The organism is Glaciimonas sp. GG7 (assembly GCF_052976905.1).
Window position 1 is genome coordinate 1 of sequence record NZ_JBRIIQ010000109.1, and the last position, 13,012, is coordinate 13,012.

General features: G+C 50.8%; 11 protein-coding genes and 1 pseudogene. 3 read left to right on the plus strand and 9 right to left on the minus strand.

Going from position 1 to position 13,012, the window contains the following annotated elements; genetic code table 11:
* Both dapA and bamC read left to right on the plus strand, forming a co-directional pair.
* The coding region (gene dapA, locus ACVBEF_RS18095; protein ID WP_447125317.1) for a 4-hydroxy-tetrahydrodipicolinate synthase at positions 1 to 721 on the plus strand (721 nt) is incomplete at its 5' end.
* A gap of 58 nt (positions 722 to 779) precedes the next feature.
* Positions 780 to 1,952, plus strand: a complete 1,173-nt coding sequence (gene bamC, locus ACVBEF_RS18100) for an outer membrane protein assembly factor BamC (protein WP_447125318.1) — start codon at positions 780 to 782, stop codon at positions 1,950 to 1,952.
* A gap of 205 nt (positions 1,953 to 2,157) precedes the next feature.
* Here bamC and ACVBEF_RS18105 read toward each other — a convergent pair whose 3' ends face one another.
* From ACVBEF_RS18105 to ACVBEF_RS18125, 5 genes and pseudogenes are all read right to left on the minus strand, one after another.
* A complete protein-coding gene (locus tag ACVBEF_RS18105) occupies positions 2,158 to 2,793 on the minus strand; it encodes a LysR substrate-binding domain-containing protein (RefSeq protein ID WP_447125326.1) in 636 nt (211 codons plus the stop codon).
* 147 nt (positions 2,794 to 2,940) lie between these two features.
* Positions 2,941 to 3,111: pseudogene (gene tnpB / locus ACVBEF_RS18110) on the minus strand (IS66 family insertion sequence element accessory protein TnpB); the annotation flags it as partial.
* The gene (gene tnpA / locus ACVBEF_RS18115) at positions 3,108 to 3,500 is read right to left on the minus strand and encodes an IS66-like element accessory protein TnpA (protein ID WP_447125319.1); all 393 of its coding nucleotides are present in this window, start codon (positions 3,498 to 3,500) and stop codon (positions 3,108 to 3,110) included. The pseudogene tnpB and the gene tnpA, both read right to left, overlap by 4 nt.
* A 358-nt stretch (positions 3,501 to 3,858) precedes the next feature.
* A complete protein-coding gene (locus tag ACVBEF_RS18120; RefSeq protein ID WP_447125320.1) occupies positions 3,859 to 4,095 on the minus strand; it encodes a hypothetical protein in 237 nt (78 codons plus the stop codon).
* 312 nt (positions 4,096 to 4,407) lie between these two features.
* Positions 4,408 to 5,529, minus strand: coding sequence for a JmjC domain-containing protein (locus tag ACVBEF_RS18125; RefSeq protein WP_447125321.1), 1,122 nt, complete (start codon positions 5,527 to 5,529; stop codon positions 4,408 to 4,410).
* A 124-nt stretch (positions 5,530 to 5,653) separates the two neighbouring features.
* Here ACVBEF_RS18125 and ACVBEF_RS18130 point away from each other — a divergent pair, with 124 nt between their 5' ends.
* Positions 5,654 to 6,193, plus strand: a complete 540-nt coding sequence (locus ACVBEF_RS18130) for an FKBP-type peptidyl-prolyl cis-trans isomerase (RefSeq protein ID WP_447125322.1) — start codon at positions 5,654 to 5,656, stop codon at positions 6,191 to 6,193.
* Positions 6,194 to 6,325: 132 nt separating this feature from the next.
* Here ACVBEF_RS18130 and glpT read toward each other — a convergent pair whose 3' ends face one another.
* The 4 genes from glpT to ACVBEF_RS18150 all read right to left on the minus strand — a co-directional run bounded on the left by glpT (position 6,326) and on the right by ACVBEF_RS18150 (position 12,974).
* Positions 6,326 to 7,678 (minus strand): glycerol-3-phosphate transporter, encoded by a 1,353-nt coding sequence (gene glpT / locus ACVBEF_RS18135; protein ID WP_447125323.1) that lies wholly within the window; start codon positions 7,676 to 7,678, stop codon positions 6,326 to 6,328.
* A 236-nt stretch (positions 7,679 to 7,914) separates the two neighbouring features.
* Entirely contained in the window at positions 7,915 to 8,880 is a 966-nt protein-coding gene (locus ACVBEF_RS18140) for a hypothetical protein (protein WP_447125324.1), read from the minus strand.
* Positions 8,877 to 11,585, minus strand: a complete 2,709-nt coding sequence (gene mutS, locus ACVBEF_RS18145; protein ID WP_447125325.1) for a DNA mismatch repair protein MutS — start codon at positions 11,583 to 11,585, stop codon at positions 8,877 to 8,879. Before mutS ends, ACVBEF_RS18140 begins: the two co-directional genes overlap by 4 nt.
* Before the next feature lie 132 nt (positions 11,586 to 11,717).
* Positions 11,718 to 12,974, minus strand: coding sequence for a TIGR03862 family flavoprotein (locus ACVBEF_RS18150; RefSeq protein WP_447125327.1), 1,257 nt, complete (start codon positions 12,972 to 12,974; stop codon positions 11,718 to 11,720).
* Positions 12,975 to 13,012 lie beyond the last annotated feature (38 nt).

Here is a 13,012-nt window from a genome sequence, read left to right on the forward strand (position 1 = left end):
TGCGGAGCATTGCGAATTGATCAAAGTGACAGTCGAGCATGCTGCGAAGCGGATACCAATCATTGCCGGTACTGGCGGAAATTCAACTACTGAGGCCATCAGCTTAACGCGCTACGCCAAAGAAGTTGGTGCGGATGCCTCGTTACAAGTAGTCCCTTATTACAATAAGCCAACGCAAGAAGGCATGTATCAGCATTTTAAAAAGATTGCAGAATCAGTTGATTTACCAATGATTCTATATAACGTACCGGGTCGTACGGTTGCTGATATGAGTAACGAAACGATTTTACGTTTAGCGCAAGTGCCTGGCATTATTGGCGTCAAGGATGCGACCGGTAATATTGCGCGTGCTATCGATCTATTGCGTTTAGCACCAGCAGATTTTGCGGTATATTCCGGCGATGACGCCACCGCGATGGCACTCATGTTTTGCGGCGGTAAAGGTAATATTTCCGTTACCGCCAATATTGCTCCGCGTGACATGCATTTATTATGTATGGCGGCAATTGACGGTGACGTTACTGAGGCAGTCAAAATCAATAACAAATTGCTCCCATTGCATACGCAATTGTTCATAGAGCCCAATCCAGTACCTGCAAAATGGGCATTGTTCGAAATGGGCATGATACCGTCCGGCTTACGTTTGCCTCTGGTGCCACTATCGCCCGAATGTCACGCCCCGGTCCGTGCCGCACTGCACGAATCGAGTGTTTTAAAATAAGCTGCGCTGACAGGCGTTTTCTCTAGAATTTTTCTCGTTTCACTCATTCCGTATTCACATGACTATTCGCAAGAACATTCCATCGACTTCACGCAGTCTCATTCAACGCAATCTTATTTTCACACTCGCATTGATCAGCTTGGCAGGTTGTAGCTCGCTTAATTCGATGCTGGAACCAGATCGCATCGATTACAAAAGTGCTGATAAGGTCAAGACGCCAAAACTGGATATTCCACCTGATCTTACCCAATTGCAGCGAGAAAATCGCTACGCTATTCCTGAGTCAAATCAAGGAACTGCGACTGCATCTGGCTATAACTTGCAACAGGGTATTAAGCCGGTAACAAACGAAGTGGTCGTGGCCCCGAATGGTGCCCCGGACATGCATATCGAACGTGATGGCTCCCAACGCTGGTTGGTGATTCAAGCCACGCCTGAAACGTTGTGGCCCAAAATCAAGGACTTTTGGCAAGATTCAGGTTTCCTTATCAATATCGAAAATGCTGATACTGGCGTAATGGAAACCGACTGGGCTGAAAATCGCGCAAAAATCCCGCAAGATTTTGTCCGCAATACACTGGGTAAAGTATTCGATTCGTTATACGCAACCGGTGAGCGCGATAAGTTCCGTACACGACTTGAGCGTGGGCCAAATGGCACAACTGAAGTCTATATCAGTCATCGCGGCGCAGAAGAAGTGCTGACCGGCGCATCAAAAGAGACCAGTATCTGGACTGCGCGTCCTGAAGACCCTCAGTTGGAGGCCGAATTTTTATCGAAGCTGATGTCACGTCTCGGAGCCGATCAAGTTAAAGCTAAGGCGGCGATCGCTAACGCACCATCCTTGCAAGCACGCTCTAAACTTATTCAGGGAGCTGCCGGTGGAAGCTACGTTGAGGTTGACGAGAGTGTCGACCGCGCATGGCGACGCGTAGGCTTGGCGCTTGATCGGGTTGGCTTCACTGTGGAAGACCGCGATCGTACGCAAGGTGTGTATTTTGTACGGTATGTTGATCAAAGTCAGGATGCTAAAGACAAAAAATCTGAAGGATTCTTTGCCAAAATGTTTACCAGCTCAAAGAAAGACGACAAAACTGCAGCGCGCTATCGTGTAGTGGTGAAAGCTTCTGGTGCAGCTAGTCAGGTATTAGTGCAGAATAACCAAGGCCAACCGGAAACGTCAAAAGCGGCAGACAACATCCTCACTTTGATAAACGAGCAACTTAAGTAATATTCGGTTAGTTTTGTAGTTACTCTCATCTATTGATGCACGGTAACTACATTCAATTTATCTCTACTTATTTTAGAGCCACAGTCACACCGTCATGGTGGGCTGTGGCTTTGGCATTATAGAGATATAAATGGAGACCCAATGTCGTATCGACAGATGTGTGGCCGAAAGGCGCGCAAATCGGACGGCGAAGCCACTGCCTCCCTTATTGATAAAGCGCATTCGCCTTGCGAATGAACAGGTCCGAAAGTTTTTCGGAGGAGGGTGTCAGTGGAATGCCTGAGCGCGTAATGAGTACTACATCTGGCGCAGGAAAATCGTTGGTTAGTCTAATCGGTGAAATAAGTTCATTAATCACCGCTGCCTCGGCCCACTGTTGCGGGACCAGCGCGACCGCGTTTGTGTGGAGTATAAGTACCAGCATGCACATTTGCGAGTCGAGCCGGGTGATCCGGGTCGGCGCTTCCAGACCGTGCGACTGAAACAGTTCTTCCATATCTTGCTCCGGACGCTGCCGGATTCCTCCGCATACCCAAGTAGCATCCTGTAAATCCTGCAGGGTTTTGGCATGCATCAACGGATGCCCCTTGCGGGCAAACACAAAGCGTCGGTTATGAAACAACAGGTTGCGCTGAAAGGGACGGTGCACTGTATCACCGACCAGTCCGTTGATGTAACAATCAAGACGACCATCACGCAATAATGGCTCAGTAGTGGGAAAAGTTGCTTCCATTAGATGTAGTTTCACCTTCGGATAGCGTTTTGTGAAGGTTTTAAATACCGCAGGCAGCAAGGTCAGGATCGGCAGACATGGCGACAACCATTTGTGACCGAACTGCATGCGCTTGAGTTTGGCGATGAGGAGTTTGAGGTGTTCGATTTCGATACCGCGCGTGGAAAGTTCTTCACGCAACTGCGCCAGCGTGTCCCCTTGCGAAGTAAGGGCGACGTCACGATTCACGATCATGGCCTTCAAAGTCGCGCACCACAGAATTTTAAGGATATCTCCACGCCGTCCCCGGAAGAAGAAGACATGGCCGCTGAACGGATCTTCGGCCAATGCTGTCTGTACCTTGGCTGCCAAGCCATTAAAGCCACAGCGCATATCGGTCACGCCCGCTGCCATCCAGATGCGTGTGCCTGCCGGCAGGCCAATCATGCGAGCAACCGTTCCAGAACAATGACAAGCATGCCAGGATCGACGACGCCTTCGAGTCGGAGCCGGGCTTTGCCTACTTCCAGAACAATGACCCCGGGGGAAACAGCGGTGTTGGTAAAGACCGGTTCTGCACCGACTGGCAGCGGATCGCTGAGCACAACTGGCAATAACTTACTTTGCTGTCCCGAGGCAGTTTTAAGGGCTCCCACCTGAAATAGCTTGCGCCATGCAAAAACCTGATTGGCATTAACGTCATGCGCACGCGCTACCCGCGATACCGATGCGCCGGGCACCAGCGATTGTTTGACGCCCCTGCGTTTGAAATCGATTGAGTGCTGGCGATAGGTGCCGCACTTTGCCCGAGAACCCGTCTCAATAGTTGTATCCATATTTGAATTTGTGGGCACAATCAATTTGTGACCTCCTATTCAATCATGCGGATATTGCGCCTTTAGCGGTAGAGGGTACTGGGAGAACGCTTACCTTTAAGTTGTGTCACCAATGTTCTTAAATATAATCAATAAACTTGGTACTTGTCTTATTTGTAAATGCAATAAGTTCGGCTGGGCACATATTTAAGCCGCACAAAATAAAGATGAATATTGGCGTATTTATTGCGCGACAGAAAGTCGGGTGTGGTTCTTTTTAAATCGAGTTAAGTTTGAGAATATAAGAGTATATTTTTTGATAACTTTATTGCTACAAAAAAGCCGACCAAACGATCGGCTTTTTTTAAGCAACCAAAAATTACTTGGATGCAGCAGCGTCAGCAGCAGCTGGAGCGGCAGGAGCAGCAGCATCGGCGGCTGGAGCAGCAGCGGCTGGAGCAGCGGCATCAGCGGCTGGAGCAGCAGGAGCAGCTTCAGCAGCAGGAGCAGTCATTGAGGCAGGAGCGTCAGCAGCAGGCGCAGGAGCTTCGTCTTTTTTACCGCAAGCAGCCAAAGCCAGAGCTAACAGGGATGCGATCAATAGTGCTTTTTTCATGGGTATTCCTTCAGTAGAAATCAAAAATTTTTGCGATGAATAATTACCGGTAATTATCGCTCTAAGGATGTTTTCGTAGTGCTTTGTACTTAAATTGCACATTGCCATACAACAAAAACTTTCCAGCTGCGAATTATAGCGGACTTTGTAAGCTATAACATAGCCGGTTTGCTTTTTAATAAGGATTTGTATTGGCGCAACAGCGATTAAATTTCCATTCGGCAATACGACTAATGTTTGCCTTATTGCGGTACAAAATCGATTTTGCTATTTATTTCCATCCAAAAATATAGTCGCACTGACCATCAAAAATCACCCTAACGTAATCCATCCATCCTCATACCAGGTATAGAGCGCCTCAAGCACATCGGTGGAAACCACGCTGGCGGCAGCGCCGTCCAGTCGGCGTTGATCGGCCAGTGCGCACAGCGATACTTTATCATCCCGTCCGGCTGCAAATGATTCGCCATTAATAAAAACATGCTTGCCGCGATAGAGCATTTGAGTCTTGCGCGACAAGCTTACGCCACGCTTGGCTATGGTGGCGGTGAAACGCGCCAGTGTCATCGGTTTGGCTGGAGACGCAAAAAATACGGTGGCTTTCGGCTCAGACAAATGCTGGCCAACAAAGATGGCGACATCATCATCAGTAAAACGTACTTTATTAAGCGCCTCTGATATCTGCGAGAGCATGTCTCGGCCAATTTCTGCCGGATGTTTGGTCGGCGTCAATGCTGCATCGGCGTAACGACCGGGCAGGTCAATTGAATCGGCCATAAACTGCAAAAAGGCTTCGCCCAACTCCTGAAATGCTGGTGCGCGAAAGCCGATTGAGTACGTCATGCACTCACCGATAGCCGTACCTTCGTGCGCGTATTGGGGGGGCAGATAAAGCATGTCGCCCGGCTCGAGTACAAATTCTTGCTCCGGCGTGAAATTTTTCAGGATTTTTAATGCGCTACCTTCAACTAGCGTCAAGTCTTGTACGGTACCGATTTTCCAGCGACGCTGACCGTGTGCTTGCAATAGAAATACATCGTAGGAATCAACATGTGGGCCTACGCCGCCAGTGTCTGTTGCATAGCTGATCATCAAATCATCAAGCCGGGTATCGGGAATAAACCGAAACTGTCTCAGCAATGCATCGGCCGCATCGTCATGCAAATTGACTCCTTGCACGAGCAAGGTCCAATCTTTTTTCGTCACGGGTGGCAATGTTGCAACGGGGCCATTTTCGACTTTCCAGTCTTGCTTGAAATGGGTGACTAAACGCGACTCGACATCATCCCTGGATGCCATGTCAAACAATGCATCTGCGCTCAACACGGGGGTAAATCCGGGGATGGCCTGACGGATCAGCAAGGGTTTTTTATGCCAGTAATCGCGCAAAAATTGCGCAGGCGAAAGGCCGCCTAATAAAGTGAAATTTTTCATAGTCCGCATTATATCGGGCTATCCCTGTCTATCCTTTATGCATATTTAATTTATGCCTTTGGAACAATTTTTATGTCGCGACGACGCGTATAATCTGACCGCATATTTAATGAAAGGAATGATCATGAAGATTGCCAAAAATACGGTAGTAACTGTGCATTACAAGCTGTCAGACGCTCAAGGCAACTTGATCGAAGAAAGTCGCGACCCGATGGTGTATTTGCACGGTGGTTATGAAGGCACATTGCCTAAAATTGAAGAAGCGCTGGATGGCAAAGAGGTTGGCTATACCACTGAGTTGCAAGTCGAGCCGGATGACGCTTTTGGCGAATACGACTCAAATCTGGTGAAAATCGAAGCCCGCGGCCGCCTGCCGACTCCGTTAGAAGTTGGCATGCAGTTTGAAGGTACGCCAGACGGTGAGGATGATGACGAGCAAGAGTTGATTTTCACCGTCACCGACATCGCAGATGACAAAGTAGTGCTCGATGGCAATCATCCATTGGCCGGTATTGCATTGCGCTTCAACCTGACGGTGGGTGAAGTACGGGTAGCAACGGAGGAAGAAATCGTGCATCAGCACGTACACGGTGCACATGGTCATCATCACGATGATATGGACGATGATTCGGTTGATGAGTTTCGCAGCCATCCGCTGCACTAAGCAGAGCTTGTAAGTTCACTGTATTTTGGTCTATGGCAGAAGTTAGGCCAAACGGAAATACAGAGCGAAAAAAAGCCGGGAATAATGATTAAAAACATTGCTCTCGGCTTTTTTACGTCTACATAAATGGACTTAAGTCTGAGCTATCATCCGTTCAGACCGCTGCGGTCGCGATCCGTGCCACGCCATGACAAAAAACAAGACCGACAATACGCACGATCCTACCAACAGAATAAAGCCACCATCCCAACCCCAGTGGTCTACCGTTGTGCCTAATATTGCGCTTGCCGCTACAGAGCCACCCAGATAACCAAACAAGCCAGTGAAGCCAGCAGCGGTACCGGCCGCTTTTTTTGGTGCCAATTCCAGCGCGTACAAACCAATGAGCATGACCGGACCATAAATCAAAAAGCCGATAGCGCATAATGCCGCGATATCTACACCGGGATTGCCAGCCGGGTTGAGCCAATACACCAAGGTAGCGAGCGTGACCCAAACCATAAAGACGATGCCTGTTAAGGCCCGATTGCCTTTAAATAGTTTGTCCGACATCCAGCCGCATAACAACGTACCGGGAATACCCGCCCATTCGTACATAAAATAGGCCCAGGATGATTTGTCGATGCTGAAATGTTTGACTTCGCGTAAATAGGTCGGTGCCCAATCGAGCACGCCATAGCGCAACAGATACACAAATACGTTGGCAAACGCGATGTACCACAATAATTTATTGTTTAATACATGACGAAATAATATCTCTTTGGTAGTCAGCTCTTCCTCTTTAGACTTGTCATAACCTTCGGGATAGTCGTTTTTATATTCCTCCACCGGCGGCAGTCCGCAAGACTGCGGGGTGTCACGCATCATGAAAAACGCAACCATGGCGAATGCCACCGCCACCGCTGCGGGGACATAAAAAGCTGAGCGCCAGTCATTGAACCAACCCATGCCGAGAATGAATAAGGGACCGATCAGCCCGCCGCCAACATTGTGTGCAATATTCCATACCGAAACAACGGCACCGCGTTCTTTCTGAGACCACCAATGCACCATCGTGCGACCAGATGGCGGCCACCCCATGCCTTGCACCCAGCCATTGATAAACAGCAAACAAAACATAATGGTGACGCTCGATGTGGCCCAATGGCTAAAACCCATCAGGAACATCACCGCAGCGGAAACAAGCAAGCCAAAGGGTAAAAAAATCCGTGGATTGGAGCGGTCCGAGATCATTCCCATGAGAAATTTCGACAAACCATAAGCAATAGCCACTCCCGACATGGCGAATCCTAGCTGGCCGCGGGTGAAACCTTGCTCAATTAAGGCAGGCATGGCGAGCGAAAAATTCTTGCGCACCAGGTAGTAACCGGCATAACCCAAAAAAATGCCCATAAAAATCTGCCATCGCAGACGGCGATAAGTGGGGTCTATTTTTTCTTTGGATAATAATGTTTGATGGAGCGCTGGACGAAAAATATTCAACATTGGTTGCTTGTTTCCGAGATGGGTTACAGCGGGTGGGGAACTGCGCAAATATCAGTGGGGATAGGCAAATCGCAGGAGGCAAGCCATGCATCGGCAAGTCTCTGGAGTCAACTGAATTGTTTGCACAAGGCAAGAAAACGTTCATTTTAGAACAGTTTCTCTGTGGAAATATAGCGTTATTCGCTGATAAATGTTCGTTTTCGAACATTTATCTCACCACGCAAGTTCTTCCATCATTACTTAATTGTGTTTTTGTTATTGTCCAAAATAAATAAGTTCGAGTTACGCTCATCCAACGTCACCTTGGCCCAGGATGTCGAGATCTCCATGTCCCCAAGATTTTTTTTCCAGATAATGCTGGTCGGAACTGGTGCACTCTCGGCGGGTGAGCCATGTATCAGCAATACTTTGCCGGGAAATTTTGCGGCTAATGTATTAATCGTGTGGCGCATTTCAACAAAACCATCGCGTTTGACATTGAAATCAAATAGTCGACGACGCTGCGTTTCCAATGGATCACCATCACAAAATAAAACGATCCCGCCAGACTGCTTTTGCGCCGCAATCACAAAAACCCGTTGCAGCCAATCTCGATTAGCGATGAGCCTGTCCTCGAACTCGCTGTTGCGGCCACCTTCGGCCATGTAATGATTATTCCGGCCCGGTAAATTGATGGTCGCAAACATCACATTGCCGATTTCCCAGCGTGCGTTTTCCACGTAGCTGCGAAACTTTGGTGAGGTTGATTGGCGATTTAAGGGGATACGCGTACCGCCTAGCGAAAAATCGTCAGCAAAAAATAACTCTCTAATCCGATTGATGCGTTCGAATGAGGTGGAACGTCCAGCCTCGTTTTTGCAGGCAACCCAATCGCTGGCCGCGAGCGAAACGATTAAGCCGTTTTTTGCGCTATTGAGTAAGGTTTTACGTTGTTGATACATCCGGTCCGTGCATGGTTCACGGTCTGACTTGATCCCGTTGGCGACCACGAAGGCCAAATTTTCATCATCCGTCTCGCTGATCGCCGTGCGCAAAGCAAGCTCGTCTGACGTGTTACGAAAAGGATGGCCGATAACGCCAAAACTAAAGGAATTTGTCTGCGGCAAATCGTTCGCAATGGCAGGCGTGGAAAGCGTAAAAAGTCCCAGCACAAGCATTGCCGCCTTCGCTGTCGCTTTTACACACATGTCAGGCAAGTTCATGCTACGTGCTCAAGGGCGGTGTCCTCATCGCCCAAACTCAGCTGTTTGAGTCGATATAAATGCGCCAAAGCCTCCCGCGGCGTGAGCGCATCCGGATCAATCATCGCCAGCGCCGCCATCAATGCCAGCGCCTGTTCGCTTTCAATCGGATTACCTGGCGTAAGTGCGACCTCTGCCGCATCGTTTTCCACCTGAGGATGTGCAAACAAATCAAATTGCGGCGTCGCCTGCACCGATTGCGACTCCAGCAAAGCCAGATGTTTACGTGCCGCGCGTATCACCGGCGCAGGTACGCCAGCCAATTGCGCTACCTGCAAACCGTAACTTTGCGAGGCCGGACCGGGCTGGACGGCATGCAAAAATACAATGCTGTCCTTATGCTCAACCGCTGACAAATGCACATTGGCCGCCGTTGCATGGATATCGGGCAATTGCGTGAGCTCAAAATAATGCGTCGCAAACAGTGTGAAGCTGCGCGTGACCTCAATCAATTGCTTGGCAATCGCCCACGCCAGCGCCAGCCCATCAAAGGTTGAAGTGCCGCGTCCGACTTCATCCATGAGGACGAGCGAGCTTTCACTGGCACCATTGAGGATCGCCGCCGATTCGGTCATCTCGACCATGAAAGTAGAGCGTCCGCCAGCGAGATCGTCAGCCGCGCCAATCCGGGTAAAGATGCGATCGATCGGACCGATGACCGCGCTGCTGGCCGGGACGTAACTGCCGACATAGGCCAACAACGTAATCAACGCCACCTGGCGCATAAAGGTCGATTTACCGCCCATATTCGGGCCGGTGATTAGCAGCAATTTATGCTCAGCCGAGAGCGCGCAATCATTGGCGATGAAGTGCTCAATCTGCTTTTCCACCACCGGATGGCGCCCCTGTTTAATCTGAATCGCCGGATGGACGACCAGTTGCGGGGCGCACCAGTCATGGCGCGAAGCGTGATCGGCCAAGGCCACTAACGTATCGATTTGCGCTAACGCTTGGGCGATGGTTTGCAGCGTGCCGATATGATGAGCCAAATCTTGCAAGACCTGTTCGTACAGCACTTTTTCCCTGATCAATGCGCGTTCTTGCGCCGACAAAGCCTTGTCTTCAAAGGCTTTCAGTTCTGGCGTGATGTAACGTTCAGCGTTTTTCAGGGTTTGGCGACGGCGGTAATCGTCCGGTACTTTATCGGTCTGGCCGTGTGTGACTTCGATATAAAAACCGTGGACTTTATTGTATTCAACCCGCAGATTGGCTATTCCGGTGCGTGCCCGTTCGCGGGTTTCCAGATCGATCAGAAACTGACCGGCGTTCTCCGACAATCCACGCAACTCATCCAGATCGGCATCGAATCCGGCGGCAATGACGCCACCGTCGCGGACCATCGTGGCCGGTTCGCTGGCGATGGCACGCTGCATTAATGTCAGGCAGTCGATGGGCGTTGTTAATGCATCATGCAGCGAGCCCAATAAGGGCGTGAGCATGTCGTCATCCGTATTGCAAGCGGCGATGCCTGCGCGAATCGTGTCCAATTGTTGCAAGCCATCGCGCAATCCCGCCAAGTCACGCGGGCGCGCTGACAACAAGGCGATACGGGTGGTGATGCGTTCAATATCAGGGATTGCGGCTAGTGTGGCCGACAAACCGGCCCCGGCATCGGCCTCGATCAACGCGCCGATTGCCGCGTGCCGACCTTGCGCCACTGACTGCGCGCGTCTGGCGTGGTGCAGCCAATGGCGCAACAAACGCGATCCCATCGCGGTTCGGCAATGGTCCAACAAGGAAAATAATGTCGGCGCGCCGGATGCGGCGTCTTCACCGCGTATGGTTTCGGTCAGCTCCAGATTGCGGCGCGTGGCGGCGTCCAATCCGATGAATTCATTTTCTGTCTCGACCGTCAGTGCGCGTACGTGCTGCAAGCCCTTGCCCTGGGTCGATTGCGCATAGCGCAGTAACGCGCCAGCCGCACCGATAGCGGTGCTTAGGTCCTCGGCACCAAAGCCGCTTAAGGTGCTCACGGCGAGTTGATCGAGCAAGGCTTTTTGTCCATTGGCGACGTCAAAATGCCAGTCGGGTACCGTCGTCGCCTTGTTGATCAGCGCCAGTCCGTGCGTCGTACTCAGGATCGGACTGGCAAGGTCGGCAATCAGGATTTCAACTGCGGCGATGCGTTCTAACTCATGCTTGAGGCGCACGTCCAGCGCTTTGATCTCGCCGCTGAACTCCATCATCTTCAACGCGCCGCTCGCCATTGAGAGCCATGCCAGCCCAACGGTCGCCGTCTTGCGTTGTTTGTGCTGAGAAAAATATAGCGCCAAAAGCGGTTGCTCGGATTTTTCCGGCAACAGATTGGAGTCCGACAATGTTCCCGGCGTGATGACGCGCAAGACTTTGCGCTCGACGATGCCTTTACTGGTGGCCGGGTCACCGATTTGTTCGCACAGCGCAACCGATTCACCGATCTTGACTAACTTGGCCAGATATTGATCGGCAGCATGAAACGGCACGCCGCACATTCTGATCGGCGCGCCGTTGTAGGTGCCGCGAGACGTCAGCGTAATACCCAGCAGGCGCGAGGCTTTTTCTGCATCTTCAAAAAACAGCTCATAAAAATCGCCCATCCGAAAGAAAACCAGCGTCGTCGGATACTCGGCCTTGATGCCAAGATATTGGGCCATGCCCGGTGATATTTTGAGTTTTTCTACAGTCATCCGGTGACCACGCGTAGGTTATTGACTAGTTCATGGAACATTTTTATCTTTCAAAACAATCTAAAGTATTTTCTTGGATACTGTTGCAAGTAAATAATGTATTTTCTTTAATGCTGTTGCAAGTAACTGATTTTAAATAGTTAACCAATTAAGTGCGCCCAAACCAGCTTTTCGACCAGAAGCAAAACAGGCCGTCAATAAATAGCCGCCCGTGGGCGCTTCCCAGTCGAGCATTTCACCAGCGCAAAACATCCCCGGCATGGCGTTGAGCATCAGATCTTGGTTAAGCCCGTCAAATATCACGCCGCCCGCGCTGCTGATGGCTTCGTCTATCGGTCTCGCTGTTATCAGGGTAATCGGTAGCGCCTTAATAGTCAGCGCAAGTCTGGCCGGGTCGGTAAATGCGTCGGCGGCGAACTCGCGCAGCAGGCCGACTTTGACGCCTTTTAAACCAAGTCGGCTTTGCAAATGGCCAGACCATGAACGCGCCCCACGTGGATGTGCAACTTCGGCAAGTACGCGTTGTGGCGACCAATCTGGAAGTAGATCGAGATGCAGTCGAGCGCTGCCGTGGCTGGCGATCCGGTCGCGCAGGCGTGCCGAAATGGCATAGATCAAACTACCTTCCACGCCATCTGCACTGACCACGCATTCGCCTTGTTTGTAAAAAGTATTGGTTTTATCCGGACTGTCATCGAAATCGGGCAGGGCGATGGCGATAGATTTTAGATACTGACCGGCAAAGCGTTCCTGAAAATACGCGCTCCATGCAACGTTAAAACCACAGTTCGATGGCAATAATGGCGCGACCGTAATGTGACGTTGCTTGAGCAAATCAACCCAGGCACCGGTTGAACCCAATCGCGCCCAACTGCCGCCACCGAGCGCCAAAACGGTCGCATCGGCGACGATGGACTGCGCACCCTCCGGCGTCGCAAAACACAGACTGCCATCTTCGTCCCAGCCAGTCCAACGATGCCGCATATGAAATTGCACGCCAGCCAGACGCAGACGATGCAGCCAGGCACGCAATAGCGGCGCGGCTTTCATATCGGTCGGAAATACGCGGCCTGATGATCCGATGAAAGTATCGATGCCGAGCGACTGAACCCAATGACGCAATGCCTCTGGGCCGAACGCTTCTAACAATGGCGCAATGTGTTGTTCACGCCCGGCATAACGCGATAAAAAATCGGTATAAGGCTCTGCGTGCGTGATATTCATCCCGCCTTTACCGGCCAGCAAAAATTTGCGACCTGCTGACGGCATGGCATCGTACACACAGACCTCGACGCCACCGGCGATCAATATTTCAGCGGCCATTAATCCGGCGGGACCTCCGCCAATAACAGCGACTTTAGGTGTGCGGGAAGCGGGCTGGGGAATCATGCAATCTTTTAGGAGGGGGAGGGCTGTTTTAAAAAATC

Bases quoted from the DNA above. Each gene is read 5' to 3' on its own strand.
- bamC (WP_447125318.1), top strand. From the start codon at position 780: ATGACTATTCGCAAGAACATTCCATCGACTTCACGCAGTCTCATTCAA.
- ACVBEF_RS18105 (WP_447125326.1), bottom strand. From the start codon at position 2,793: ATGCAGTTCGGTCACAAATGGTTGTCGCCATGTCTGCCGATCCTGACC.
- ACVBEF_RS18120 (WP_447125320.1), bottom strand. From the start codon at position 4,095: ATGAAAAAAGCACTATTGATCGCATCCCTGTTAGCTCTGGCTTTGGCT.
- ACVBEF_RS18130 (WP_447125322.1), top strand. From the start codon at position 5,654: ATGAAGATTGCCAAAAATACGGTAGTAACTGTGCATTACAAGCTGTCA.
- ACVBEF_RS18140 (WP_447125324.1), bottom strand. From the start codon at position 8,880: ATGAACTTGCCTGACATGTGTGTAAAAGCGACAGCGAAGGCGGCAATG.
- ACVBEF_RS18150 (WP_447125327.1), bottom strand. From the start codon at position 12,974: ATGATTCCCCAGCCCGCTTCCCGCACACCTAAAGTCGCTGTTATTGGC.
- mutS (WP_447125325.1), bottom strand. From the start codon at position 11,585: ATGACTGTAGAAAAACTCAAAATATCACCGGGCATGGCCCAATATCTT.
- ACVBEF_RS18125 (WP_447125321.1), bottom strand. From the start codon at position 5,529: ATGAAAAATTTCACTTTATTAGGCGGCCTTTCGCCTGCGCAATTTTTG.
- tnpA (WP_447125319.1), bottom strand. From the start codon at position 3,500: ATGGATACAACTATTGAGACGGGTTCTCGGGCAAAGTGCGGCACCTAT.
- glpT (WP_447125323.1), bottom strand. From the start codon at position 7,678: ATGTTGAATATTTTTCGTCCAGCGCTCCATCAAACATTATTATCCAAA.